This is a genomic window from Pannonibacter sp. XCT-53 (assembly GCF_009915765.1).
Lineage (GTDB): Bacteria > Pseudomonadota > Alphaproteobacteria > Rhizobiales > Stappiaceae > Pannonibacter > Pannonibacter tanglangensis.
In genome coordinates this window covers 3,246,667-3,272,390 of record NZ_JAABLQ010000001.1, presented here as the reverse complement: position 1 = coordinate 3,272,390, position 25,724 = coordinate 3,246,667, and the positions used below count along the sequence as shown (strand labels likewise).

The following is a 25,724-nucleotide window of genomic DNA, read 5'->3' as shown; positions in this document are numbered from 1 at the left end:
TAGAGAAGGCGACCATGGCAACCGAAATCCGCGTGCCCACTCTGGGCGAATCCGTCTCCGAGGCAACGATTGCCCAGTGGTTCAAGAAGCCCGGCGATGCCGTGAAGGCTGACGAGGCGCTGGTCGAGCTCGAAACCGACAAGGTGACCGTCGAAGTTCCGGCTCCGGCCTCCGGCACCCTCGAAAGCATTCTCGTCAAGGAAGGCGACACCGTTGGCGTTGGCGCCCTGCTCGGCCTGATCGCCGCCGGCGCCGCTGCGGCTGCGTCTGCTCCGGCAGCCGCCCCGGCCCCCGCCGCCGCTGCAGCCCCGGCGGCTGCCGCTCCGGTCCCCGCCGTTGCGGCTCCCGCCCCGGCTGCTCCGACCTCCATGCCGCCGGCCCCGTCTGCCGGCAAGCTGCTGGCCGAGACCGGCCTGTCGGCTGACCAGGTTGCAGGCTCCGGCAAGCGTGGCCAGGTGCTGAAGGGTGACGTGCTGGCCGCCGTGGCTGCCGGCGTCACCGCTGCCCCGGCTGCCGCCGCTGCTCCGGTTTCCGTCCGCGCGCCGGTTCCGGCCGAGGACGAGGCCCGCGAAGAGCGCGTCCGCATGACCAAGCTGCGCCAGACCATCGCGCGCCGCCTGAAGGACGCCCAGAACACCGCCGCCATGCTGACCACTTACAACGAAGTGGACATGGGCCCGGTGATGGACCTGCGCGCCGCCTACAAGGACGTGTTCGAGAAGAAGCACGGCGTGAAGCTCGGCTTCATGGGCTTCTTCACCAAGGCCGTCTGCCACGCGCTGAAGGAAATCCCGGCCGTCAACGCCGAGATCGACGGCACCGACGTGGTCTACAAGAACTTCTGCCACATCGGCGTGGCCGTCGGCACCGACAAGGGCCTCGTGGTTCCGGTCGTCCGTGATGCCGACCAGATGTCGATTGCCGAGATCGAGAAGGAAATCGCCAACCTCGGCCGCAAGGCGCGGGACGGCAAGCTCGGCGTTGCCGACATGCAGGGCGGCACCTTCACCATCTCGAACGGCGGCGTCTACGGCTCGCTGATGTCCTCGCCGATCCTGAATGCCCCGCAGTCGGGCATCCTTGGCATGCACAAGATCCAGGACCGGCCGATGGCCGTGAACGGTCAGGTCGTCATCCGTCCGATGATGTATCTGGCCCTGTCCTACGATCACCGCATCGTCGACGGCAAGGAAGCGGTGACCTTCCTCGTCCGCGTCAAGGAAAGCCTGGAAGACCCGCGCCGTCTGGTGCTGGATCTCTGATCCTGATCCCCGGCGGCGGGACCTCATCCGGTCCCGCCGCCGATCCTGTCCGGCTGGCAGCGCGTCGACGGCATCTGCCGTTCCCCGCGATCGCTGCCATTGCCGCTTGCATTTGCGGGCCGGCTGGTCAAGCTGGCCCGCGCGGCCATCCGGCCGACGGCGGACATGAGGAGCGGGTGGCATGATGACGGGTGTACTCGAGCGCCTCAGCGCCAACTGGGTCTACGGCGGGTTCATGGCCGGCTTCGTGCTGCTGCTGCTCGCCCCGGCGCTGACCGCCGGCTGGCCGCAGGCGGAGCTCTCCGTCTACCTCGTGCTGCCGGTCTACATGCTGCACCAGTTCGAGGAGCATGACCGCGACCGGTTCCGCCAGTTCGTCAATGCCCGCATCGGCCATGGCCGTGAGGTGCTGACCCCGGGTTTCGTCTTTGCCGTCAACATCTTCGGCGTCTGGTGGGTGGCAGCCCTGGCCATCCTGGCGATGCGTTTCGTCGACGCCGGCTGGGGTCTGGTTGCCGTCTATCTGGTGCTGGTGAATGCGGTGCTGCACATCGTCCAGATGATCGCCCTGCGCCAGCCCAACCCGGGTGTCTGGACGGCCATCGTCCTGTTCCTGCCGCTGGGAGCGGCCGGTCTTGCCGGCCTCTGGCCGGTCGCAAGCCTGACCCAGCATCTTGTTTCGCTGGTCCTGATCATCGCGCTGCATGGACTGATCCTGGCGCGGGTCAAGGCCGGTCTCGCCGGGAGCGCGCCTGCCGCATGACCTCCCGAACGCTCCGGTGGCTGGCCGCTTGCGTGCCGGCTGCCCCAAACTGACCTGAAAGAACGTGAGGCATTCCCATGTCCCAGTATGATCTCGTCGTCATCGGCACCGGTCCCGGTGGCTATGTCTGCGCCATCAAGGCCGCCCAGCTCGGCCTGAAGGTCGCGGTGGTCGAGAAGCGCGCCACCCATGGCGGCACCTGCCTGAACGTGGGCTGCATTCCCTCCAAGGCGCTGCTGCATGCGTCCGAGATGTTCCACGAGGCCGGCCACGGCTTCGAGGCGCTCGGCATCAAGGTCGCCAAGCCGAAGCTCGACCTGCCGGCGATGATGGCGCACAAGCAGGCGACCATCGACGCCAATGTCGGCGGCGTTGCGTTCCTGCTGAAGAAGAACAAGATCGAGGCCTTCCACGGCACCGGCAAGATCCTGGGGCAGGGCAAGGTGTCCGTCACGGCCGAAGACGGCACCGTGACCGAACTCGCCACCAAGTCAATCGTCATCGCCACCGGCTCCGACGTGATGCCGCTGCCGGGCGTCGAGATCGACGAGAAGCAGGTCGTCTCCTCCACCGGCGCGCTGACGCTGGAGAAGGTGCCGGATCACCTCGTCGTGGTCGGCGGCGGCGTCATCGGTCTGGAGCTGGGCTCGGTCTGGGGCCGTCTCGGCGCCAAGGTGACCGTGGTCGAGTTCATGGACAAGATCCTCGGCCCGATGGACGGCGATGTCTCCAAGCAGTTCCAGCGCCTGCTGGCCAAGCAGGGCATGACCTTCAAGCTGTCGTCCAAGGTCACCGGCGTTGCCAGGAAGGGCAAGGGTCTGGAAGTCTCGGTCGAGCCGGCCGCCGGCGGCGCTGCCGAAGTGATCGAGGCCGACGTGGTCCTCGTCGCCATCGGCCGCAAGCCCTACACCGCCGGTCTCGGCCTGGAGGATGTCGGCGTCAAGCTGGACAACCGCGGCCGCATCGAGACGAACGGCCACTATCAGACCAGCGTGCCGGGCATCTACGCCATCGGCGACGTCATCGTCGGCCCGATGCTCGCGCACAAGGCCGAGGACGAGGGCGTGGCGCTGGCCGAAATCCTCGCCGGCCAGGCCGGCCATGTGAACTATGACATCATTCCGGGCGTCGTCTACACCTCGCCGGAAGTGGCGTCGGTGGGCAAGACCGAGGAAGAGCTGAAGGCTGCAGGCATCGCCTACAAGGCCGGCAAGTTCAACTTCGTCGCCAACGGCCGGGCCCGCGCCATGAACCACACCGACGGCTTCGTGAAGGTGCTGGCGGATGCGGCCACCGACCGGGTGCTTGGCGTGCACATCGTCGGCCATGGCGCCGGCGAGATGATCCACGAAGCGGCCGTGCTGATGGAATTCGGTGGCTCGTCGGAAGACCTCGGCCGCACCTGCCACGCGCATCCGACCATGTCGGAAGCCGTGAAGGAAGCAGCCCTTGCAACCTTCGCCAAGCCGATCCACGCCTGATCGCGCTGGGTTTAGTCCCGGATGTCAAGAAGGCCGGAGCGGCGACGCTCCGGCCTTTTTCTTTTCGGTGGCGCCCGTGTCCCGGTTGGAACCGCCTCTGCAGGAAACTTGCGGGTTTGGCCTCGGCGATTGCCGTTCACCCCGACGGTCCTCCCCGCCTCGTGCGGGATGGCGTCCGAATGTGCATTGGCGCAAGCGGGCCAGGGCCGGGCCGCGTTCAATGGTCCCCGTCGCAGAGGGAATGGTCGGCGAGGGCGCGCAGGACGTGGCAGTCCGCGACGGTGTGGGCGCCGTGGTCATGGGCCATGATCCGTTCCAGTTCCGCTTCCAGCCGCTGCAGGCGGGCGATCTTGTCACGCACGGTGGCAAGCTGCTCGGCAGCGATACGCTCCGCATCGCCGCAGGGGCGCTCCGGATGGGCGCTGAGATCAATGAGGTCACGGATGGCCTCCATCGGCAGCCCGAGATCGCGGGCATGCTTGATGAAGGTGAGCCGGTCCAGTTCGGCGCGGCCATAGCGGCGCTGGTTGCCCTCGGTGCGCGGCGGTTCCGGGATCAGTCCCATCTGCTCGTAGTAGCGGATCGTCGGCACCTTGACGCCGGTGCGACGGGCAAGATCACCGATGGACAGGTCGGCCATGACAGGAAATCCTATAGCTCCAGTGGCTATAGAGTGGGGTCTTCCAGCAGGGCCGGCAAGGGCCGAGAGGAGCGGGGCGGCCGGAAACGGCCTGCGCAGGCGTGGCTGCGGGTCGAAAACCTGAACGAGGCCGTCATCCCGGCCCAGCCGAGCGTCAGCGAGGCGCCGAGCCGGGATCCAGAGATCAGCCGCGCGGAGCGCGACACAGCTTTTCCAGTACGTGGCGTTGATGTTGCATTGATGATGGGCTCGCATGCGCTCGCACTGACACGCTGGCTCCCGGATCACGTCCGGGACAGGTTCCGGATCTGCGGTTCGCTGCGCTCACCTTGTCCGGAATGACGGCTCAGCACCGCGGCGACCTAGAAGGGGTGCCAAACAAAAACGGCACCCGCGCGGGTGCCGTTTCGATGCCGGAGGCGAGGGCGATCAGGCGATCGACTGGCCGGTCTTGGCCCAGTCGGCCAGGAAGGTCTCGAGGCCCTTGTCGGTCAGCGGGTGCTTGACCAGCGCCTTGAGGGTCGACGGCGGGATGGTGGCGACATCGGCACCGATGATGGCGCAGTCGCGCACGTGGTTGATCGTGCGGATCGAGGCCGCCAGGATCTCGGTGGAGAAGCCGTAGTTGTCGTAGATCGTGCGGATCTCGCGGATCAGTTCGAGGCCATCGAGGTTGATGTCATCGAGGCGACCGATGAAGGGCGAGATGTAGGTGGCGCCGGCCTTGGCGGCCAGCAGGGCCTGGGTGGCCGAGAAGCACAGGGTGACGTTGGTCTTGTGGCCGGCCGAGGTGAGCGCCTTGCAGGCCTTGAGACCGTCCATGGTCAGCGGCAGCTTGATGACGACATTCGGGGCAATGGCGGCAAGCACCTTGGCCTCGCGCAGGATGCCGTCATAGTCGGTGGCGGCAACTTCTGCGGAGACCGGACCGTCCGTGATCTTGCAGATCTCGGCAATCACTTCCTTCATCGGGCGACCCGCCTTCATGATCAGGGACGGATTGGTGGTCACGCCGTCGAGGAGGCCGGTGGCGGCCAGTTCGGCGATTTCTGCGGTATCGGCCGTATCGACAAAGAACTTCATCTGGGTTTCAACTCCCTTGCGCGGTCCGGCCGCAAGGCCCGGGACCGCTCCCACGCGAGACGATGCGCAGCGCGACGGGGAAATGTCCCGCCCCGCGCTCCGGTCCCCGCCTGTTTAGCGTAGGATCGGGAGCCGCAACACCCCCGATTCGCAGGCCATAGCAAATTTGCGGAGCGTACCTCATCCGGGAGGCCGGCGGGCGGTCGGGCGGTCAGCGGCCTTGCGCGCGAGCGCGGGCGATGCGATCAGCGGACCCGGATGGCGCCCCTGACGGTCGCGCCCGACCGAGGAGACGACGGAAGCGTGCTGTTCGACGACCTGCCCGAAGCCCGCGAGACGATTGCCAGCGTGCTGGTGCCCGTGGCCGTGCCCGAGCCCTACACCTACCGGGTTCCGGCAGGCGCGCATGTGGTGCCGGGCAGCATCGTGCGCGTGCCGCTGGGCACCCGCGAGGTCACGGGCGCGGTCTGGGACACGCAGCCGGACGCGGCCATCAACCCGCGCAAGCTCAAGGAGATCCTCCACGTCCACGATGCGCCGCCGCTGAACGACGAGCTGCGCCGCTTCATCGACTGGGTCGCGGGCTGGACGCTGGCCGCGCCCGGCATGGTGCTGCGGATGGTGCTGCGTTCGGAGGATGCGCTGGAGCCCGAGCCGCCCGTGCCCGGCCTGCAACGGGTGCTCGACCGCAGCCCCGACCGCATGACCCCGGCCCGCGCCCGGGTGCTTGCCACCGCCGCCGACGGGCTGGCCTGGACCCGCAGCGGTCTCGCCGCCACGGCCGGCGTCAGCACCTCGGTCATCGACGGCCTGGCCGAGCAGGGCGTGTTCGAGCCCGTGTTCATGACGGCGACACCCTTGCCGCTGCCGCCGGACCCTGCCTTCAACCCGCCGCAGCTGACCCCCACACAGGCCGGCGTCGCCGAGGCGCTGGTGGCCAATTTCGACCGCGGGGGCGTGGTGGCCCTGATCGACGGCGTCACCGGCTCGGGCAAGACCGAGGTCTATTTCGAGGCGGTCGCCGAAGCGCTGCGGCGAGGCCGGCAGGCGGTGATCCTCGTCCCCGAGATCGGGCTGACGGAGCAGTTCCTGCGCCGTTTCGAGACGCGCTTCGGCGTGCCGCCGGCCGAGTGGCACTCGGAGATCACGCCGAAGAAGCGCGCCCGGGTGTGGCGTGGTGTCGCAAGCGGCGAAGTCCAGGTGGTCGTCGGCGCCCGCTCGGCCCTGTTCCTGCCCTTCTCGCGGCTCGGCCTGATCGTCGTCGACGAGGAGCACGACACGGCCTTCAAGCAGGATGACCGCGTCTCGTACAACGCCCGCGACATGGCCGTGGTGCGCGGCCACCTCGCCCGCATTCCGGTGGTGCTGGCCTCCGCGACCCCTTCGGTCGAAAGCCGGGTCAACGCCGATCTCGGCCGCTACCAGCGCCATGTGCTGCCCGAGCGCGCCAGCGGGGCCAGTCTGCCGGACCTCGCCGTCATCGACATGCGCACCGAGGGCCCCGAACGCGGCCGCTGGATCGCCCCCGGGCTCGTCAGCGCGATCCGCGAGACCTTCGCCCAGAAGGGGCAGTCGCTGCTGTTCCTGAACCGGCGCGGCTACGCTCCGCTCACCCTGTGCCGCTCCTGTGGCCACCGGTTCCAGTGCAGCCAGTGCAGCGCCTGGCTCGTCGAGCACCGGATGAAGGGCAAGCTGGTTTGCCACCATTGCGGCCACACGGAAGCAATCCCCCGGGCCTGTCCGGCCTGCGGCACCCAGGATGCACTGGTCGCTTGCGGTCCCGGCGTCGAGCGGGTGGCCGAGGAGGTGGAGGGCCTGTTCCCGGACGCCCGCGTGCTGGTGCTCTCCTCGGACCTGCTGGGCGGCCCCGACCGGCTCCGCCGCGAGATGAAGCTCGTGGAGGAGGGGGGCGCCGACATCGTCATTGGCACGCAGCTGGTGGCCAAAGGCCACAATTTCCCGCTGATGAAGCTCGTCGGCGTCATCGACGCCGACCTTGGACTGGCCCATGGCGACCCGCGCGCCGCCGAACGGACCTTCCAGCTGCTGGCACAGGTCACCGGCCGCGCCGGGCGCATCACCGGCGGCGGCCGCGGGCTGCTGCAGAGCTACTCGCCGGACCATCCGGTGCTGAAGGCGTTGCTGTCCTCCGACCGGGAGGCCTTCTACCGGGCCGAGATCGAGGCGCGGCGGGCGGCAGGCCTGCCGCCTTTCGGCCGGCTGGCGGCCCTCGTCATCTCCGGTCCGGAGAAGGCGGCGACGGAAGCCTATGCCCGGGCGGTCTCGCGCGTCGCACCGGCGGACCGCGCGGTGACCATCCTGGGCCCGGCGGAGGCCGCACTCGCGATGGTGCGCGGCCGTCACCGCTATCGCCTGCTGGCCATGGCCCCGCGACAGGTCGACCTGCAGGGCTACCTGCGGCACTGGATGACGCTGGCGCCGCCTGCCCGGGGCGGACTGAAGCTGCAGATCGACATCGACCCGCAACAGTTCCTCTAGGGAGGGTCCGCGCGCCCCGGTCCGGCGGGCGCGAAGCCCCTGTGGGTGCCGCCGGGAGGCCCCCCTGACGACCCGTGCGACGGCGCGACTGGCCGCGATTGTGACAGCAAGTGTGACGGCAATTCCCTCCGCCCTGCCGCAAGCCCTGGCCAGAAGGCAAGAATCCTTCGCAATTGCGGCATTTGGCCGGCCTTGCGAAGTTGCACACCACACCGGCCTGTGTTATTCGAGGCGCGGCTTCTGGGGGCGCGGTTCCGCCGTCAATCCATATGACCCTGAAAACCCAATAAATTTCAAGACATTGCGTCGGGCTTTCCGGTGCGGCGTCCTGGGATTATATGTCAGAGAGCTCGGATCAGGTGACTGACAACACAACTCTCGTTTCCGGCGTGGCGAAGCGGTATGCGGCTGCCCTGCTCGAACTAGCAGAAGACGGTGGCGCGACCCAGCAGGTCGAACGTGACCTCGCCGCTTTCGACGCCATGCTGGCTGAAAGCGCGGATCTCGTCCGCCTTGTACGCAGCCCGGTGTTCACCGCTGATGAGCAGCTTGCGGCACTTGATGCCCTGCTGGCCAAGGCAGGGATCGCGGGTCTCGCTGCCAATTTCGTGAAGCTGGCCGCCAAGAACCGGCGCCTCTTCGTTCTTCCCGACATGATCAAGGCCTTCCGCGCCCTGCTCGCTGAAAAGCGTGGCGAGGCAACGGCCGAGGTGGTGTCCGCAGCTCCGCTGTCGGACGCCAATGTCGCGGCGCTCAAGGAGGCTCTCGCAGCATCCACGGGCAAGAAGATCAACATCGCTGCGCGCGTCGACCCCGCCCTCATCGGTGGCCTCATCGTCAAGGTGGGCAGCCGAATGGTCGATACGTCGCTGCGCACCAAGCTCAATTCTCTTAAGTTCGCAATGAAAGAGGTCGGCTGATGGATATTCGGGCCGCGGAAATTTCCGCTATCCTCAAGGACCAGATCAAGAGCTTCGGCCAGGAGGCCGCGGTGACTGAGGTTGGTCAGGTGCTGTCCGTCGGTGACGGCATCGCGCGCGTCTACGGTCTGGACAATGTCCAGGCCGGTGAGATGGTCGAGTTCCCGGGCGGCGTGCGTGGCATGGCGCTCAACCTTGAAACCGACAACGTCGGCGTCGTGATCTTCGGTTCGGACCGCGACATCAAGGAAGGCGACACCGTCAAGCGTACGGGCGCCATCGTGGAAGTCCCGGTCGGCAAGGGCCTGCTCGGCCGCGTCGTCGACCCGCTGGGCAACCCGCTCGACGGCAAGGGCCCGATCGAGTTCACCGAGAAGCGTCGCGTGGACGTGAAGGCGCCGGGCATTCTGCCGCGCAAGTCCGTGCACGAGCCGATGTCGACGGGTCTGAAGGCGATCGACGCCCTGATCCCGGTCGGCCGTGGCCAGCGCGAACTGGTGATCGGTGACCGCCAGACCGGCAAGACCGCGATCATCCTCGACACCTTCCTGAACCAGAAGCCGCTGCACGAAGGTACGGACGAGAGCAACAAGCTGTACTGCATCTACGTCGCAGTCGGCCAGAAGCGCTCCACCGTCGCCCAGTTCGTGAAGACCCTGGAAGACAGCGGTGCGCTGGCCTACTCGATCGTCGTGGCTGCAACCGCCTCGGACGCTGCCCCGCTGCAGTTCCTGGCTCCGTTCGCCGGCTGCGCCATGGGCGAGTTCTTCCGCGACAACGGCATGCATGCCGTGATCGGCTACGACGACCTGTCCAAGCAGGCCGTTGCCTACCGCCAGATGTCGCTGCTGCTGCGTCGTCCGCCCGGACGTGAAGCCTTCCCGGGCGACGTGTTCTACCTGCACTCCCGTCTGCTGGAGCGTGCGGCCAAGCTGAACGAGGACAACGGCCTCGGTTCGCTCACCGCGCTGCCGGTCATCGAGACCCAGGCGAACGACGTGTCGGCCTACATTCCGACCAACGTGATCTCGATCACCGACGGTCAGATCTTCCTGGAAACCGACCTGTTCTACCAGGGCGTTCGCCCGGCGGTGAACGTGGGTCTGTCCGTGTCCCGCGTGGGCTCGGCTGCCCAGATCAAGGCGATGAAGCAGGTTGCAGGCCCGATCAAGGGCGAGCTGGCGCAGTACCGCGAAATGGCGGCCTTTGCCCAGTTCGGCTCCGACCTCGACGCCACCACCCAGCGCCTGCTGAACCGTGGTGCCCGTCTGGTCGAGCTGCTGAAGCAGCCGCAGTTCTCGCCCCTGAAGACCCAGGAGCAGGTTGCGGTGATCTTCGCCGGCGTGAACGGCTACCTGGACAAGATCCCGGTCGACCGCGTCCGCGCCTTCGAGGCTGGCCTGCTGCTCTCCCTGCGTGGCGAGCACAAGGATCTCCTCGACGCGATCTGGCAGAAGAAGGCCCTCGACGACGAGCTGACCACGCGCCTGCGCGCGGCGGTGGATGCTTTCGCCAAGAGCTTCTCGTAACCCAGAACGCAGTCTGAGAAGGAGCAGGGGCGGCCATGCCGAGCCTGAAGGACCTACGAAACCGCATCGCCTCGGTTAAGGCGACGCAGAAGATCACCAAGGCCATGAAGATGGTGGCCGCGGCGAAGCTGCGTCGTGCCCAGGACGCTGCGGAGGCTGCCCGGCCCTATGCGGAACGCATGGAGCAGGTGCTGGCCAACATCGCCGCTGCCTTTGAAGGCCGCGATGATGCGCCGAAGCTGATGTCCGGCACCGGGCGCGACCAGGTTCATCTCCTGGTCGTCGCAACGGCCGAGCGCGGGCTTTGCGGTGGCTTCAACTCCTCGATCGCGAAGCTGGCGCGGGAACGCGCCCGCTCGCTCATTGCCCAGGGCAAGGAAGTCAAGATCCTCTGCGTGGGCAAGAAGGGCTTCGACGCGATCAAGCGCGAGTTCGGCAAGCTGGTGTTCCGCACCATCGAGATGCGGGGCGTGAAGCAGATCGGGTACGCGAATGCCGCGGAAGTCGCCGATCTTGTCCTGTCGATGTACGACAAGGACGAGTTCGACGTCTGCACGCTGTTCTTCGCGGAATTCCGGTCGGTGATCAGCCAGGTTCCGACGGCTCAGCAGCTCATTCCGGCCAAGCTGCCGGAGCGCAAGGCCTCTGACGATGCCGCGCAGCTCTATGAGTATGAGCCGGATGAAGCGGAGATCCTCGCCGATCTCCTGCCCCGCAACATCTCGGTGCAGATCTTCCGCGCGCTCCTTGAGAACGCCGCGTCCGAGCAGGGTGCCCGCATGTCCGCCATGGACAACGCGACCCGCAACGCCGGCGACATGATCAAGAAGCTGACCCTGCGGTACAACCGCCAGCGTCAGGCCCAGATCACCAAGGAACTGATTGAAATCATCTCGGGCGCCGAGGCGCTCTGACCGGATCGAGGATTTAGGGATGGCTGACAAGAACGTCGGACAGATTACCCAGGTCATCGGCGCCGTGGTCGACGTCAAGTTCGACGACCACCTGCCGCAGATTCTGAACAGCCTGGAAACTGACAACCAGGGCAACCGCCTCGTGCTGGAAGTGGCCCAGCACCTTGGTGAGAACACCGTGCGCACCATCGCCATGGACTCGACCGAAGGTCTGGTCCGCGGCCAGAAGGTGACCGACACCGGTGCTCCGATCGCCGTGCCGGTGGGTGATGGCACCCTCGGCCGCATCATGAACGTGATCGGCGAGCCGGTGGACGAAGCCGGCCCGATCGTGCACGACACCAAGCGCGGCATTCACCAGGAAGCTCCGGCCTTCGTCGAGCAGTCGACCGAAGCGCAGATCCTGGTCACCGGCATCAAGGTCGTGGACCTTCTGGCTCCCTACGCCAAGGGCGGCAAGATCGGCCTGTTCGGCGGCGCCGGCGTGGGCAAGACCGTTCTCATCATGGAACTGATCAACAACGTCGCGAAGGCGCACGGCGGTTACTCCGTGTTCGCCGGCGTGGGCGAGCGGACCCGTGAAGGCAACGACCTTTACTGGGAAATGATCGAGTCCGGCGTGAACAAGAAGGGCGGCGGCGAAGGGTCCAAGGCCGCGCTTGTTTACGGCCAGATGAACGAGCCCCCCGGGGCCCGCGCCCGTGTTGCTCTGACCGGTCTGACCGTCGCCGAGCATTTCCGTGACCAGGGCCAGGACGTGCTGTTCTTCGTGGACAACATCTTCCGCTTCACCCAGGCCGGTTCGGAAGTGTCCGCTCTGCTCGGCCGCATCCCGTCGGCCGTGGGTTACCAGCCGACGCTGGCGACCGACATGGGCGCGATGCAGGAACGCATCACCACCACCACCAAGGGGTCGATCACCTCGGTGCAGGCCGTGTACGTGCCCGCCGACGACCTGACCGACCCGGCGCCGGCTTCGACCTTCGCCCACCTCGACGCGACGACGGTGTTGAACCGCGCCATCGCCGAGAAGGGCATCTACCCGGCCGTGGATCCGCTGGACTCCACCTCGCGCATGCTCGACCCGCGCATCATCGGTGAAGAGCACTACAACGTGGCCCGCAAGGTTCAGCAGACCCTGCAGCGCTACAAGGCCCTGCAGGACATCATCGCGATCCTGGGCATGGACGAGCTGTCCGAAGAGGACAAGCTCACCGTGGCCCGCGCCCGCAAGATCGAGCGCTTCCTGTCCCAGCCGTTCTTCGTGGCCGAAGTCTTCACCGGTTCGCCGGGCAAGCTCGTCGCCCTCGAAGACACGATCAAGGGCTTCAAGGGTCTCGTCAACGGCGACTACGATCACCTGCCGGAAGCTGCCTTCTACATGGTTGGCAGCATCCAGGAAGCGATCGAGAAGGCCCAGCGTCTGGCCGCCGAGGCAGCCTGATCAGGACGGCCGCCGGCACGCCCGGCGGCCCATCCGCTGCGCGCCGCCGGCGCGCATGCCTGACGATCCGATTGTCAGCCAGTCGACCAGTAAAGGACTTGCCAGATGGCACAGCCATTCCAGTTCGAGCTTGTCTCGCCCGAGCGCCTTCTCCTCTCGGAAAAGGTCCTTGAGGTCATCGTGCCCGGCAGCGAAGGCGAGTTCGGCGTGCTCAAGGATCACAGCCCGTTCATGTCCACCATCCGTCCGGGCCTGCTGAAGGTTCGCAAGGATGGCGGCCAGCTTCTCGAGTTCTTCGTCCGCGGCGGCTTCGCCGACGTCAATGCCTCCGGCCTGACGGTTCTCGCCGAACAGGCGATCCCGGTCTCCGCGCTCAAGGCCGACGTGCTGGCGCAGCAGATCAAGGACGCCGAGGAAGACGTGGCCGACGCCCGTGATGACGACAGCCGTCACAAGGCCGAGACGCTGCTGAGCCAGCTCCGCGAGATCCAGGCCGCCCTCAAGGCCGCCTGATCCGCACGCCAGACCGTTCAGCCTTCGGGCAGAAACAAGGGCAGGGCCTCACGGCGCCTGCCCTTTTTTTGTCTTGGGCCCGGCCACTGCGGTGCACCTCGGCGGGGAGCGGGCACTGGAAACGCAAAAAGCCCGGCACCAGGCCGGGCTTCGGGCACGCGATGGGGACCGTGCACTGCCGGGGCGGGCTCTTGCGAAACGCCCTTTGCCCCGACCGTCGGAGACAGGCTCAGGCGGCGATGCGCTTGAAGCTCATGGCTCCGGAATTGGCAGCCTTGGAGCGGCGACGCTCTTCCGGCGGCATGTAGACGAGCGCACGGTGGTCGGTGCAGTAGGACACGCCGGCATCGACGCGCTGGTTGCACGGGAAGGTGTAGTTGCCGGTGTCGCCTTCGGCCCACTTGCAACGGCCCGGACGGGGCAGGCTCAGATCCATGGTTTTCCTTCTTTCGTTCCGGAAGACGGCGCGCGAAACGCGAGGCCGTTGCCCGGGTTCACCCGGACGGCCCTGCCTGCACGCCTGTCTGTGAAATCCTGGCTGCCGGACCCCGAGCCGGACCAGGGTCCGACATGCCGCGCGGCAGCGCGAGTGGGGCATACATAATCCTACGCATGCTGCAGTGCAACTCCTTTGACGGCATAAGAGCTGCGCGCATTTCACATGGCTTTACCGAAGGTTAATCGCCATTCATTTCACCGCCGGCTGCCGTTAGGGCGTCCCGGGTGTCGAGGTCGAGGCGGGCGGCCGCGCCCAGTTCCACCTCGACGACCGTTTCCCCTTCCCGGGCAATGAGATGACGCGCGCCGACGTCGCCCTCCAGCCCCTTCAGGGCCTCGAGGAAGGCGCTGTCGAACAGGACCGGATTGCCGCGCTTGCCCTCGGCGGTCGCCACGACGATGAGATGACGCCGCGACCGGTCGTGGGCGCGGATCAGCCGGTCGACCATCGCCGCATCGACGCCCGGCATGTCCCCGAGCAGGATGACCACACCGTCGAGACCGGCAGGCAACGCCGCCAGCCCGGCCCGGATCGAGCTTGCCATCCCCGTGGCGAAATCGGGATTGTGCTGCACCACAACGTCGCGCCCCGCCGCTTCGGCCGCGACACGCTCGGCCATATGCCCCGTGACAAGCACAACGGGACCGGCCGCACTGTCGCAGGCCGCATCCAGGGCATGGGCGACGAGGGTCTTGCCGTTCAGCCGGGCGAGAAGCTTGTTGCCCCCCTCCATCCGGCTGGAGCGACCGGCGGCAAGGACGATGGCGCCGTGTCGGCCCGCCGTCCCGGCCGGCTGGGCACGCAACTGCGGCCGGCTGGTGATTTCCATGAGCAAGCCTCCAACGCCAAGCCCGGTGATGTCCTCCGCGGTCACCGGGATATCGGCCATCAGCCGTTGCAGGATCCAGTCGAAGCCGTTCTCCTTCGGACTGCGGGCGCAGCCCGGCGCACCAAGCACCGGGACACCCCCGACCTCCCCGAGGAGCAGCAGGTTGCCCGGATCGACCGGCATGCCGAAATGATGCAATTCGCCACCGGCCAGCCGAATTGCCGCCGGCAGGACATCCTCCACGTCGACAACGGCGGAGGCGCCGAACAGCACGACCAGCCCGGCCCCGGCCGCCAGCTGCTGCCGCAGGCCCTCAGCGACCGCATCTGCCGTATGCGCGGTGCGGATCTCGGGCAGGAGCGCGCCGCCCATCGGCGCCAGCCGGTCCGCCAGCACGCGGCGGGTCTTGTCCATGGTCGCAGGCTTGAGATGCGGCAGCCGCGTGGCGACGAGTCCGACCGGCCGCGCCCGGTACGGCGCAAGCCGCACGCAGCCGCGCGCCACATCCGCGGCCGCAGCCACATGCCGGCCGGGCACCGCAAGCGGGATGATCTTCACCGTGGCAACCATGCGCCCGGTTTCCACGGCCTGACAGGCCGGCAGGGTGGCAAGCGTGATGGCCGGATCGACGCGATTAAATCGATTTATGGCCTCCCGGTCGCACAGCAGCACGCCGTTGCCGGTGGCATAGAGATTGACCCGTCCGGTAAAGGGCTGATCGCGGGAGATGCCGTAGCCGGCCACGGCGCTTGCCAGCGCGAGGGCTGCGTCGTCCTCGGCAACATCATCGGGGGCAAGCCGGGCCACGACGAGGGTGGTCACACCCTCGCCGGCAAGCCGGGCGAGATCGGCGGCGCCCAGCACGTGGCCCTTGCGCAGCACGCCGGTGGCGGTCTGAAGGCTGTGCGCCAGCACGGCACCTTCGGCTTCCTCGAGGGCTACCGGGCCGAATCGCATCAGGTCCTGTCCCTGGCAACGGCCAGCCGGAGGGCGCCGATCACTTCTCCCAGCACCGCGACCGCGATTTCGGCCGGAGACGCCGCCCCGATCGCCAGACCGATCGGCGCACGGATCCGGCCGATCTGGTCCTCGCTCAAGCCTGCGGCCTGGAAGCGTTCGACACGGCGGGCATGGGTCTTGCGGCTGCCGAGGGCCCCGACATAGAAGCACCCGGCGTTCAGGGCCGCCATCAGCGGAAAATCGTCGATCTTCGGGTCATGCGTCACCGCAGCCACCGCCGTGTAGGGGTCGAGTGGCGCGGCCTGCAACACATCCTCAGGCCAGTCGGCGCGCAGCACGCGTGCCGGAAACCGGTCCTCGCTGGCAAAGGCGGTGCGCGGGTCGATGATGGTCACGTCGAACCCGGCAATCTCGGCCATGGGCAGCAGCGCCTGGGAGATATGCACCGCACCGATGACCACGAGCCGCGGCGCGGGAACCGACACCGTGAGGAAATGGGCCTCACCCGAAGGATCAGTCACCTGCCCGGAACTCCCCGACCGGAAGCGGCGCTCCAGCTCCTCGAAGAGCGGATCCCCGGCCGAAAGCCCGGCGCGCTGCACGAGGCGCTGGCTGCCATCGCCGAGCCGGGTGACCAGGATCGCCGCCTCGCGCCGGTCGCGGGCGGCGTTGAGGGCGGACAAGAGATCAAGCCGCATCGGTCACGGGCTCCACATAGACGCGGATGCGCCCGCCGCAGGACAGGCCGACGCGCCAGGCGGTCTCGTCGGCCACGCCGAACTCGAGCATCTGCGGCTTGCCGCTTGCAATCACATCGGCCGCTTCGCTGACGACCGCACCCTCGACGCAGCCGCCCGACACGGAGCCCTCGAAGTTGCCGTCCGAATCGATCACCAGATGCGACCCGACCGGACGCGGAGCCGAGCCCCAGGTCTCGACGACCGTGGCCACCGCGACCCTGCGCCCCGACCGGACCCAACGCTCGGCAAGCGCCAGGACGTCAAGATGATGCGCGGAGGAAACGTCCCTGCTGTCCCTGATCTCCATGTCGCCCATACCTCTCCGACGGGGCTGAAAACACAAGCACCTGCTGTCCTGGTCACGATACAGCCACTCGCAAGGGGCTGAAAGTGGGCGAGGTGCGCGCCCGCCCGAACTGTCGCAAACGTCGCAGTCTCTGGCGCGAAGCAAGCTCACCGGCGATGACGGTGCTGTCGCTTGATCCACGTCAACGTCAAGTTGCGTGCGGCGCGCTACCAATACTTCCGCAATGGACAAGTCTGCTGCCTCAGGGGCACGGGAGCTGATCATGGCTGAAGACGACATGGACGAACGTCGGAAGAAGCAGGCCGACAAGATCATTTCGCAAATGACCGAAAACGAGGCCAGTGCGAAGGACATCGCGGCGCAGAAGAAGGCCAACAAGAAGGCCTTCGGACACGAAGGCTCCTATGACCCGGCGCCAGAATGATGGCCGAGGCACGCAAGCGACGTCTTGAGTTCCGGGCGGTCAGGAGCGGGCCGGCTGCCGCCTTCTATCATCTCAAGGACTGCGTGTTCCTGGCCGCAGCCGGCAGGCCCGACAACCTCGTCTCCCTCAAGTCCATGGAGGATGCCGAGGACAAGGCCGGACTGAGGCTCTGCCCGCACTGCGAGCGCCGTCTGTCGGCGATGGCAAGCGACGGGCGCCTCGATTCGGGGCACTACGACTACAGCTACTGGGACCGCTACTACAGGAGCCGTCAGGACAAGCGGTTCTTCGGGATCCGGGGGCTGCAGCGCTACCACACCGATCCGGAGTGCCCGACGCTGAAGCTGCTGCTGAAGGGCCTGGTCAGGCCGGCGGCGGAGGAGATGATCTCGTTCGCCACACCGGAAGAAGCCTTCGACGCCGGGTATGAGCCTTGTACCTGCGTCCCCGAGAAGGACCGTTACGATCCCTTCTAGGCGATGCGGCTTTCGTCAGCGCGTCGATCTATCCGGGCTCCCCGTCCAATCCGCGAGGGGGGCGCTCCACGTGACCACCCGACATGAAAACAGCGCCCCGGGTTGCCCCGGGGCGCTGCGGGAGGGCCTCCTGCCGGCGGACAGGCGGCCCAAACGGGATCGGCGTTACTCGGCCGCTTCGCGCACCACCGGGGCGGCATCGCGCACCGCACCGTCAACGGCTTCCTCGAACTTGGCGAAGTTGTCGATGAACATCTGCACCAGCCGCTTGGCCTGCGCGTCATAAGCCGCAGCATCGGCCCAGGTCTCGCGCGGGTTCAGGATGGCGCTGTCGACGCCCGGCACCGCTTCCGGCACGGCAAAGCCGAAGTTGGCGTCGGTGCGGAAGGTTGCATCCTTGAGCGAGCCGTCGAGGGCGGCGCGCAGCAGCGTGCGGGTTGCCTTGATCGGCATGCGGCTGCCGGTGCCATAGGCCCCGCCGGTCCAGCCGGTGTTCACCAGCCAGCAGTCGACCTTGTGCTCGGCGATCAGGTCGCGGAGCAGGTTTCCGTATTCGGTCGGATGGCGCGGGATGAATGGGGCACCAAAGCAGGTGGAGAAGGTGGCCTGCGGCTCGGTCACGCCCTTTTCCGTGCCGGCGACCTTCGCGGTGTAGCCGGACAGGAAATGGTACATGGCCTGGGCCGGGGTCAACCGGGCGATCGGGGGCATGACACCGAAGGCATCGGCGGTCAGCATGATGATCGTCTTCGGCTGCGGCGCGATGCCGGTGTCCGAGGCGTTGGAGATGAAGTGGATCGGATAGGCCGCCCGGGTGTTCTCCGTCTTGCGGCCGTCGTCGAAGTCCGGAATGCGGTTCTCGTCGAGAACGACATTCTCCAGGACGGTGCCGAAGCGCTGCGTCGTGGAATAGATTTCCGGCTCCGCGTCCTTCGACAGCTTGATGGTCTTGGCGTAGCAGCCGCCTTCAAAGTTGAAGACGCCGCCCTTGCCCCAGCCGTGCTCGTCGTCGCCGATCAGCGTGCGCTCCGGATCGGCCGACAGCGTGGTCTTTCCGGTGCCCGACAGGCCGAAGAAGATCGCGGTGTCGCCGTCGCGCCCGACATTGGCCGAGCAGTGCATCGGCATGACGCCCTGCGGCGGAAGCAGGTAGTTGAGGAAGGTGAAGACCGACTTCTTCATCTCGCCGGCGTAGGACGTGCCGCCGATCAGCACGATCATGCGGGTGAGGTCACAGGCAATCACCGTCTCGCTGCGGCAGCCATGCCGGGCCGGATCGGCACGGAAGCTGGGCAGGTCGATGATGGTCATCTTCGGCTGGAAGGTCGCCAGCTCGCCGGCCTGCGGACGGATCAGCAGGTTGCGGATGAACAGCGAGTGCCAGGCATACTGGGTGTAGACGCGGACAGGCAGACGGTAGGCCGGGTCGGCACCGCCATAAAGATCCTGCGCGAACAGATCCTTGCCCTTGGCGTGCTCAAGGAAATCGGCGAGGAGGACATCGAAATGCGCGCGGCTCATGCGGGCATTGTTGTCCCACCAGACCTGAGATTCGGTGTTGGCGTCGGCGACGACGAACTTGTCCTTCGGCGAGCGGCCGGTGTGCTGCCCGGTGTCGGCCACGAGCGGGCCGCCGGCGGCCACGCAGGCCTCGCCGCGGGCCAGCGCCTGCTCGTAGAGCGCGGGCTCGTTCTGGTTCCAGTAGATTGCGGACACACCCGTCAGCCCGATGGTTTCAAGGCCAAAGGCCGGATTTCTGACGCCCGTCTCTGTCATGGTCGCGCAATCCCTGTCGAAGAACGTGAACTGAAGCGGCGAGGGGAGCGGCCTTTGCCTTTGCGCCATCTCCCAAGTCCCGCGGCAGTCGGAACCTAGTTGATTGGAAATTGCGCAACAAGTGATCCTTTCAGCGAGGCGTCATCCTAAATCGATTAAAAGTCGAAGACTTGCAAACATGATTTATTTCAGTGGTCAAATTTAAGCAGAACTGTGGCGAAGTCTGTTTTGTCTTTTCTTAATCGATTGACTGGGGGTGCACAGGAGCGCTGCAGCGCGCCGAGTGACCCGCATCACAGCTTTGCCGAATAACGAAGATGTCGCGCATGTTCCTCTGTATTTGACGCTTTACCGGTTGGTACCGGCGAAGCATTGCCTTATTTTATGCGCAATTGCGGGGCCAAACGCTGAAAGTGAGATGTGACCTTGACTGACCAGAGGACGAAGACCCGCATCATGCCGACGATTGCCTTGGTCGACGATGACCGAAACATTCTCACTTCGGTGTCCATTGCACTGGAGTCCGAGGGCTACCGCGTCCAGACCTATACGGACGGCGCCTCGGCGCTGGACGGCCTGCTGACCGATCCGCCCACGCTGGCCATCTTCGACATCAAGATGCCCCGCATGGACGGCATGGAGCTCCTGCGCCGCCTGCGCCAGACCTCCGACATGCCGGTGATCTTCCTGACGTCGAAGGACGACGAGATCGACGAGCTGTTCGGCCTCAAGATGGGCGCGGACGATTTCATCCGGAAGCCGTTCTCCCAGCGCCTGCTGGTCGAGCGCGTGCGCGCCGTGCTGCGCCGCGTCTCGCCGCGGGATGCCTCCGCGCCGCGCGAGGATGCGGACAAGCTGCTGGAGCGCGGCCTCCTTGTCATGGACCAGGAGCGCCATACCTGCACCTGGAACGGCAAGCCGGTGACCCTGACCGTCACGGAGTTCCTGATCCTGTCGGCGCTGGCCCAGCGTCCGGGGGTCGTCAAGAGCCGCAACGCGCTGATGGACGCGGCCTATGACGATCAGGTCTATGTTGACGACCGCACCATCGACAGCCACATCAAGCGTCTGCGCAAGAAGTTCAAGATGGTGGACGACGACTTCGACATGATCGAGACGCTCTATGGCGTCGGCTACCGCTTCCGCGAAGTGTGAGGAACCGGCCGCACCGCTCCGCACCACCCCGGCAGGACCCCGGGGCCGGTCCGGACAGGCAGGCTGGCGGCCGGCGGTCCCCATGTGACCGCAGCGACGGGTGGCGATGACGACAGAGGCTGAGACCGACGACCGTGACGGTGCAGCGCCGGAGAGCTCCGGCGAGCGCAGCTCCACGCCGCTGCGCCGGCTCGGCAGTGTCCGGCTGCGCCGGCGGCTGAGGGCGCGGGCGGGGGCCTTCCTGGGCACCTACGTCTTCTCCTCGCTGACGAAGCGCATCGTGGTCCTCAACCTCGCCGGCCTGATCGCGCTGGTGTCGGGCATCCTCTACCTCAACCAGTTCCGCGCCGGCCTCATCGACGCCCGCGTGCAGAGCCTCCTCACCCAGGGCGAGATCATCGCCGGCGCGATCGCCGCCTCGGCCACGGTCGACACCGGTGCCATCAGTGTCGACCCGGAAAAGCTTCTCGAACTGCAGGCCGGCGAGACGCTGGCACCGGATTCGCTCACCTCGCTGGACTTTCCGGTCAATCCCGAGCGCGTCGGCCCGGTCCTGCGCCGCCTGATCTCGCCGACCAAGACGCGGGCCCGGATCTATGATCCCGACGGCCTGCTGATCCTCGATTCCCGCCATCTCTATTCCGGCCCGCAAATCCTGCGGTTCGACCTGCCGCCGCCCGAGGGGGAGGAGGTGGGCATGCTCGACCGCATGTGGCAGTCGATGAAGCTCTGGATGCGGCAGGGCGACCTGCCGCTCTATCAGGAGGCCGGTGGCGGCGACGGGCGGATCTATCCGGAAGTGGAAGCCGCCCTGAACGGATCGCCGGCCAGCGTCGTGCGCGTCTCGCAGCGCGGCGAGCTGATAGTGTCCGTGGCCGTGCCGATCCAGCGCTTCCGCGCGGTGCTCGGAACGTTGCTGCTCTCCACCCAGGGCGGTGACATCGACGCCATCGTCAGCGCCGAGCGGATCGCCATCATGCGCGTCTTCCTGGTCGCTGCCGGCGTGATGTTCATCATGTCGGTGCTGCTCGCCGGGACCATCGCCGGCCCGGTGCGACGGCTTGCCGCCGCCGCCGAACGGGTGCGCAAGGGCTCCAACTCGCGCCACGAGATCCCCGATTTCTCCGACCGGCAGGACGAGATCGGCCATCTGGCGCGGGCCTTCCGCGACATGACGAACGCCCTCTACAACCGGATGGACGCGATCGAGCGTTTTGCCGCCGACGTGGCGCACGAGCTGAAGAACCCGCTGACCTCGCTGCGCAGCGCCGTCGAGACGCTGCCGCTCGCCAAGTCGGACACCTCGCGCGCCCGGCTGATGGAGGTGATCCAGCACGACGTGCGCCGGCTCGACCGCCTGATCACCGACATTTCCGACGCCTCCCGCCTGGATGCGGAGCTGTCGCGCGGCAATGCGGAGGTGCTCGACGTGGCGAACCTGTTGCGCGGCGTTGCCGACATGAGCAACCAGCGCGCCGTCGAGACGGCACCGCGCGTCATCCTCACCATCGCCGACGTGAAGCCCGAGAAGCCGGGCGAGAAGGCCCCGGACAAGCCCTACGAGATGATGGGCTACGACAGCCGCCTCGCCCAGGTGATCAACAACCTCATCGACAATGCCCGCTCCTTCTCGCCGGAGGGCGGCACCGTGCGCATCGGCGCAAGCCGCAAGGGCCCGCGCATCATCGTCACGGTGGATGACGACGGCCCCGGCATCCGGGCCGAGAAGATCGAGCGGATCTTCGAGCGCTTCTACACGGACCGTCCTGACGGTGAGGATTTCGGCAACAATTCCGGTCTCGGCCTGTCCATTTCGCGCCAGATCATCGAGGCGCACAAGGGCACCATCACGGCCGAGAACCGCACCGAACCCGATCCGCAGACCGGCACGCGCCGGGTGACCGGGGCCCGGTTCGTCCTGTCGCTGCCGGCGGGTCGGCCAGCGTGACCGACACCCGGCTGACCTCGCCCGACGGGCCCTGCCACCACGCGACGGCCGTGATCCTCGGTCGCTTCGGCCTGCTGCTGCGCGGCCCGTCCGGCGCGGGCAAGTCGAGCCTTGCCCTTCACCTGCTGGGTGAGGCGGAACGCAACGGCCATTTCGCGGCGCTCGTCGGCGATGACCGCGTGCATCTGTCGGTCGGTGCGGCCGGACTGGTCGCGGAAGGGGCGCGCGGCCTGGAGGGACGCATCGAGCTGCGCGGCCACGGCCTCATCCGCCGCATCCGCGAGACGCAGGCGCTGATCCATCTCGTCATCGACCTGCGGCCCATCGGCGAGATCGAGCGGCTGCCGGACGACGCGGCCTGTGCGGTGCCCTTCGGGCCGGTGCAGCTGCCCTGTCAGGCGGTGCCGGAGGCGGACCTGCCCCGCCAGCTTCTGCTTGTCCGGCACGCCCTGTTGCGTCTCGCCGGCGAGGGGGCCTGCCCGCTGTAGGCTGGCCCTCCGAAAAACGACTTGCTTTGCGCCGCGCGCTTGCCGACATTGCGGCAGTCTGCGGGCGAGCCGGTCAGGTTTGGCGGCGCGGCTGGCTGAAAGGATTGAATAACGCGAGCCGCCCCTCATATGTCAGGCCGGACGGGTCTGCCGGAGGCGGTTCCACAGGTGGCGGACCGGACAGGAGGGGGAGCCCCGTGCCTTCCGGGACCGTCAGGTGTATGCAAGGGTGGCCATCCCCGGCGCGGACCAGATCCGTGCGCGGGATGGCCACCGTGACAGGTCGGGCAAGAATGATCGGACTCGTACTCGTGACGCACGGCCGGCTGGCCGAGGAATTCAAGGCGGCGCTGGAACACGTGGTCGGACCGCAGACGCAGATCGCCACGATCTGCATCGGGCCCGAAGACAACATGGAGCAGCGGCGCCAGGACATCCTCGCCGCCGTGGAGGCCGTCAACACCGGCGCCGGCGTGGTCCTTCTGACCGACATGTTCGGCGGAACCCCGTCGAATCTCGCCATTTCGGTCATGGACGGCAAGACCATCGAGGTGGTCGCCGGCGTCAACCTGCCGCTGCTGATCAAGCTCGCCAGCCTGCGGGCCGACCGCAGCCTTCCCGAAGCAGTGGACGAAGCGCGCAAAGCCGGGCAAAAATACATTTCCGTCGCCAGCCAGGTGCTTTCCGGCCAGGTGTGACGCGCTGCTGCTATCCGGGACGCTGCCTTCCTAAATGATGCGACTTGAACAGGACCTTGCCATCGTCAACAAGCGTGGCCTCCACGCCCGTGCCTCCGCCAAGCTGGTCAAGCTGGTCGAAACCTTCACCTCCGAGGTGCATGTGTCCAAGGACGGGCAGACCGTCGGCGGCAACTCGATCATGGGGCTGATGATGCTTGCCGCCGCGCCGGGCTGCTGCATCCATGTGGTGGTCGAAGGCAATGACGCCGAGGCGGCAATGTCCGCCATCGCGGCCCTGGTCGCCGACCGGTTCGGCGAGGAAGACTGACGCGGTCCTCCGCATTTTCTGGCCCCTTCTCTGGCCCCTTCTCTGGCTTGTTCTCAGGGCCCGTTTCTGGCCCGTATTCCGGTACGCCGGCCGAGGGCTTTTCCCGCCTGGCGCCGGAACCTTTCCGGATCATTCCCGGCCGTCCTGCACAAGCCCTCTCGCCTGCGATGCCGCGCCGGGGCCGTCCATCCTTCCTTTACCCCGTTCGCAGGTTTGCGAGCGGGATATAAAGAAAGCTTTATATCTGAATTGCAGGGTCGGCCGGACCGGGGTATAAGAGCCGCGGTTGCTGCAGGGCGGCCCCTATGCCCCGGCCCGGTCGTGGCCGGTCCCGTCCTGTGGCCAGATGCGTTTCCTCGCCCCGCGCCGGGCCGACCGCCCGTCAGACACAGGACCTTTTCATGACCGATTACATCGTCAAGGACATCAAGCTCGCCGACTGGGGCCGCACCGAGATCGAGATCGCCGAGACCGAGATGCCGGGCCTGATGGCCTGCCGCGCCGAGTTCGGCGCCGCAAAGCCGCTGAAGGGCGCGCGCATCGCCGGTTCGCTGCACATGACCATCCAGACGGCCGTGCTGATCGAGACCCTCGTCGCCCTCGGCGCCGAAGTCCGCTGGGCGTCCTGCAACATCTTCTCGACCCAGGACCAGGCCGCTGCCGCCATCGCGGCTGCCGGCATCCCGGTCTTTGCCATCAAGGGCGAGACCCTTGAGGAATACTGGGACTATGCCGACCGCATCTTCGACTTCCCCGAAGGTGCCAACATGATCCTCGACGACGGCGGTGACGCCACGCTCTACATTCTGCTCGGCGCCCGCGTCGAGGCCGGCGAGACCGACCTGATCGAGCACCCGAAGTCGGAAGAGGAAGAATACCTCTTTGCCCAGATCAAGAAGCGCATGGCCAAGAACCCGGGCTGGTTCACCAAGCAGCGCGACCTCATCCAGGGCGTGACCGAAGAGACCACCACCGGCGTGCTGCGTCTCTACGAAATGCAGAAGAAGGGCCAGCTGCCGTTCCCGGCGATCAACGTCAACGACAGCGTCACCAAGTCCAAGTTCGACAACCGTTATGGCTGCCGCGAGTCGCTCGTTGACGGCATCCGCCGCGGCACCGACGTCATGATGTCGGGCAAGGTCGCCGTGGTCTGCGGTTACGGTGATGTGGGCAAGGGCTCGGCCCAGTCGCTCGCCGGCTCCGGCGCCCGCGTCATCGTCACGGAAATCGACCCGATCTGCGCCCTGCAGGCGGCGATGGACGGCTTCGAGGTGAAGACGCTCGAGCAGGTTGCCTCCTCGGCCGACATCTTCGTCACCGCGACCGGCAACAAGGACATCATCACCCTCGACCACATGCGGCAGATGAAGGACATGGCCATCGTCTGCAACATCGGTCACTTCGACAACGAGATCCAGGTCGCGGCGCTGAAGAACTTCCAGTGGCGTCCGGTCAAGGACCAGGTCGACATGGTCGTGTTCCCGGACGGCAAGCGCATGATCCTGCTCTCGCAGGGCCGCCTCGTGAACCTCGGCAATGCCACCGGTCACCCGAGCTTCGTCATGTCCGCGAGCTTCACCAACCAGGTGCTGGCGCAGATCGAGCTCTTCACCCGCGGCAACCAGTACAAGAACGAGGTCTACGTCCTGCCGAAGCACCTCGACGAGAAGGTCGCGCGCCTGCATCTCGAGAAGCTCGGCGTCACGTTAACCGAACTGTCCGACGACCAGGCCCAATACCTGGGGATTGCGAAGGCCGGTCCGTTCAAGTCGGAACACTACAAGTACTGATTTCTGCAGCGCTGACCACTAGATGTAGTAAAGGTCGGCAGTCTTACCCAGCGGAAAACGACGATGTGCAGGCCCCGCCGAAAAGCGGGGCCTGTTAACTTTTCAGCAACAGACTCTTTAGCGCGATTCTCGAACGAGGTATGGTCAGGACGAATCAGGGGAAATGAGGCATTCCCTTGAGGACTCCGGTCTTCGGCCGGACTTTTTGGCGGCGAATGAGGATCACGAAATGCCGGCAGTCGGCGTGTCACGCTTGCGCTTTGGCGCGGGGCGGCG

Annotated in this window: 24 protein-coding genes; 17 read left to right on the top strand and 7 right to left on the bottom strand. The window is 66.7% G+C overall.

Going from position 1 to position 25,724, the window contains the following annotated elements; translation table 11 throughout:
• The first annotated feature begins 14 nt into the window (after positions 1–14).
• From odhB to lpdA, 3 genes are all read left to right on the top strand, one after another.
• Positions 15–1,262: a 2-oxoglutarate dehydrogenase complex dihydrolipoyllysine-residue succinyltransferase gene (gene odhB / locus GWI72_RS14635; RefSeq protein WP_161709041.1), complete on the top strand. Its 1,248-nt coding sequence runs from the start codon at positions 15–17 to the stop codon at positions 1,260–1,262.
• Between the two features lie 181 nt (positions 1,263–1,443).
• The gene (locus GWI72_RS14630) at positions 1,444–2,025 is read left to right on the top strand and encodes an HXXEE domain-containing protein (RefSeq protein WP_161709040.1); all 582 of its coding nucleotides are present in this window, start codon (positions 1,444–1,446) and stop codon (positions 2,023–2,025) included.
• A gap of 77 nt (positions 2,026–2,102) precedes the next feature.
• A complete protein-coding gene (lpdA, locus tag GWI72_RS14625) occupies positions 2,103–3,506 on the top strand; it encodes a dihydrolipoyl dehydrogenase (RefSeq protein WP_161709039.1) in 1,404 nt (467 codons plus the stop codon).
• 217 nt (positions 3,507–3,723) lie between these two features.
• Here the strand turns inward: lpdA and GWI72_RS14620 are convergent, their stop codons facing one another.
• Both GWI72_RS14620 and fsa read right to left on the bottom strand, forming a co-directional pair.
• Positions 3,724–4,146 carry a MerR family transcriptional regulator gene (locus GWI72_RS14620; RefSeq protein WP_161709038.1) on the bottom strand — a complete coding sequence of 141 codons (423 nt, stop codon included), beginning with the start codon at positions 4,144–4,146 and terminating at the stop codon, positions 3,724–3,726.
• Positions 4,147–4,575: 429 nt separating this feature from the next.
• Positions 4,576–5,229 (bottom strand): fructose-6-phosphate aldolase, encoded by a 654-nt coding sequence (gene fsa / locus GWI72_RS14615; RefSeq protein ID WP_161709037.1) that lies wholly within the window; start codon positions 5,227–5,229, stop codon positions 4,576–4,578.
• A gap of 258 nt (positions 5,230–5,487) precedes the next feature.
• Between fsa and GWI72_RS14610 the strand changes: the two genes are divergently transcribed.
• From GWI72_RS14610 to GWI72_RS14585, 6 genes are all read left to right on the top strand, one after another.
• A complete protein-coding gene (locus GWI72_RS14610) occupies positions 5,488–7,728 on the top strand; it encodes a primosomal protein N' (RefSeq protein WP_179956082.1) in 2,241 nt (746 codons plus the stop codon).
• Between the two features lie 359 nt (positions 7,729–8,087).
• Positions 8,088–8,648 (top strand): F0F1 ATP synthase subunit delta, encoded by a 561-nt coding sequence (locus GWI72_RS14605; protein ID WP_348272684.1) that lies wholly within the window; start codon positions 8,088–8,090, stop codon positions 8,646–8,648.
• A complete protein-coding gene (gene atpA, locus GWI72_RS14600) occupies positions 8,648–10,177 on the top strand; it encodes a F0F1 ATP synthase subunit alpha (RefSeq protein ID WP_161676924.1) in 1,530 nt (509 codons plus the stop codon). The genes GWI72_RS14605 and atpA overlap by 1 nt, the downstream gene beginning before the upstream one ends.
• Before the next feature lie 35 nt (positions 10,178–10,212).
• Positions 10,213–11,091: a F0F1 ATP synthase subunit gamma gene (locus GWI72_RS14595; protein WP_161676923.1), complete on the top strand. Its 879-nt coding sequence runs from the start codon at positions 10,213–10,215 to the stop codon at positions 11,089–11,091.
• A 19-nt stretch (positions 11,092–11,110) separates the two neighbouring features.
• Positions 11,111–12,535, top strand: coding sequence for a F0F1 ATP synthase subunit beta (gene atpD / locus GWI72_RS14590; protein WP_161676922.1), 1,425 nt, complete (start codon positions 11,111–11,113; stop codon positions 12,533–12,535).
• Positions 12,536–12,640: 105 nt separating this feature from the next.
• On the top strand, positions 12,641–13,048 hold the full coding sequence (locus tag GWI72_RS14585; protein WP_161709035.1) for a F0F1 ATP synthase subunit epsilon: 408 nt from the start codon (positions 12,641–12,643) through the stop codon (positions 13,046–13,048).
• 229 nt (positions 13,049–13,277) lie between these two features.
• Here GWI72_RS14585 and GWI72_RS14580 read toward each other — a convergent pair whose 3' ends face one another.
• From GWI72_RS14580 to GWI72_RS14565, 4 genes are all read right to left on the bottom strand, one after another.
• Positions 13,278–13,484 (bottom strand): hypothetical protein, encoded by a 207-nt coding sequence (locus GWI72_RS14580; protein ID WP_161676920.1) that lies wholly within the window; start codon positions 13,482–13,484, stop codon positions 13,278–13,280.
• 241 nt (positions 13,485–13,725) lie between these two features.
• Positions 13,726–15,333 carry an NTP transferase domain-containing protein gene (locus tag GWI72_RS14575; RefSeq protein ID WP_161709034.1) on the bottom strand — a complete coding sequence of 536 codons (1,608 nt, stop codon included), beginning with the start codon at positions 15,331–15,333 and terminating at the stop codon, positions 13,726–13,728.
• Positions 15,333–16,034 (bottom strand): XdhC family protein, encoded by a 702-nt coding sequence (locus GWI72_RS14570; protein WP_161709033.1) that lies wholly within the window; start codon positions 16,032–16,034, stop codon positions 15,333–15,335. Before GWI72_RS14570 ends, GWI72_RS14575 begins: the two co-directional genes overlap by 1 nt.
• Entirely contained in the window at positions 16,024–16,383 is a 360-nt protein-coding gene (locus tag GWI72_RS14565; protein WP_161709032.1) for an XdhC family protein, read from the bottom strand. Before GWI72_RS14565 ends, GWI72_RS14570 begins: the two co-directional genes overlap by 11 nt.
• Positions 16,384–16,645: 262 nt before the next feature.
• Between GWI72_RS14565 and GWI72_RS14560 the strand changes: the two genes are divergently transcribed.
• Together GWI72_RS14560 and GWI72_RS14555 are read left to right on the top strand one after the other, a co-directional pair.
• Positions 16,646–16,807: a hypothetical protein gene (locus tag GWI72_RS14560; protein ID WP_161676916.1), complete on the top strand. Its 162-nt coding sequence runs from the start codon at positions 16,646–16,648 to the stop codon at positions 16,805–16,807.
• Positions 16,807–17,283, top strand: a complete 477-nt coding sequence (locus tag GWI72_RS14555) for a hypothetical protein (protein ID WP_161709031.1) — start codon at positions 16,807–16,809, stop codon at positions 17,281–17,283. Before GWI72_RS14560 ends, GWI72_RS14555 begins: the two co-directional genes overlap by 1 nt.
• A gap of 165 nt (positions 17,284–17,448) precedes the next feature.
• Here the strand turns inward: GWI72_RS14555 and GWI72_RS14550 are convergent, their stop codons facing one another.
• Positions 17,449–19,059 carry a phosphoenolpyruvate carboxykinase gene (locus GWI72_RS14550; protein ID WP_161676914.1) on the bottom strand — a complete coding sequence of 537 codons (1,611 nt, stop codon included), beginning with the start codon at positions 19,057–19,059 and terminating at the stop codon, positions 17,449–17,451.
• Between the two features lie 456 nt (positions 19,060–19,515).
• Here GWI72_RS14550 and GWI72_RS14545 point away from each other — a divergent pair, with 456 nt between their 5' ends.
• The 6 genes from GWI72_RS14545 to ahcY all read left to right on the top strand — a co-directional run bounded on the left by GWI72_RS14545 (position 19,516) and on the right by ahcY (position 25,448).
• On the top strand, positions 19,516–20,214 hold the full coding sequence (locus GWI72_RS14545) for a response regulator transcription factor (RefSeq protein ID WP_161677042.1): 699 nt from the start codon (positions 19,516–19,518) through the stop codon (positions 20,212–20,214).
• 106 nt (positions 20,215–20,320) lie between these two features.
• A complete protein-coding gene (locus tag GWI72_RS14540; RefSeq protein ID WP_161676913.1) occupies positions 20,321–22,162 on the top strand; it encodes a sensor histidine kinase in 1,842 nt (613 codons plus the stop codon).
• Positions 22,159–22,650 carry a serine/threonine protein kinase gene (locus GWI72_RS14535; protein WP_161709030.1) on the top strand — a complete coding sequence of 164 codons (492 nt, stop codon included), beginning with the start codon at positions 22,159–22,161 and terminating at the stop codon, positions 22,648–22,650. The genes GWI72_RS14540 and GWI72_RS14535 overlap by 4 nt, the downstream gene beginning before the upstream one ends.
• Before the next feature lie 293 nt (positions 22,651–22,943).
• Positions 22,944–23,348 (top strand): PTS sugar transporter subunit IIA, encoded by a 405-nt coding sequence (locus GWI72_RS14530; RefSeq protein ID WP_161676911.1) that lies wholly within the window; start codon positions 22,944–22,946, stop codon positions 23,346–23,348.
• A 34-nt stretch (positions 23,349–23,382) separates the two neighbouring features.
• Positions 23,383–23,658, top strand: a complete 276-nt coding sequence (locus GWI72_RS14525; RefSeq protein ID WP_161676910.1) for an HPr family phosphocarrier protein — start codon at positions 23,383–23,385, stop codon at positions 23,656–23,658.
• Between the two features lie 401 nt (positions 23,659–24,059).
• On the top strand, positions 24,060–25,448 hold the full coding sequence (ahcY, locus tag GWI72_RS14520; RefSeq protein WP_161676909.1) for an adenosylhomocysteinase: 1,389 nt from the start codon (positions 24,060–24,062) through the stop codon (positions 25,446–25,448).
• Positions 25,449–25,724: the final 276 nt, after the last annotated feature.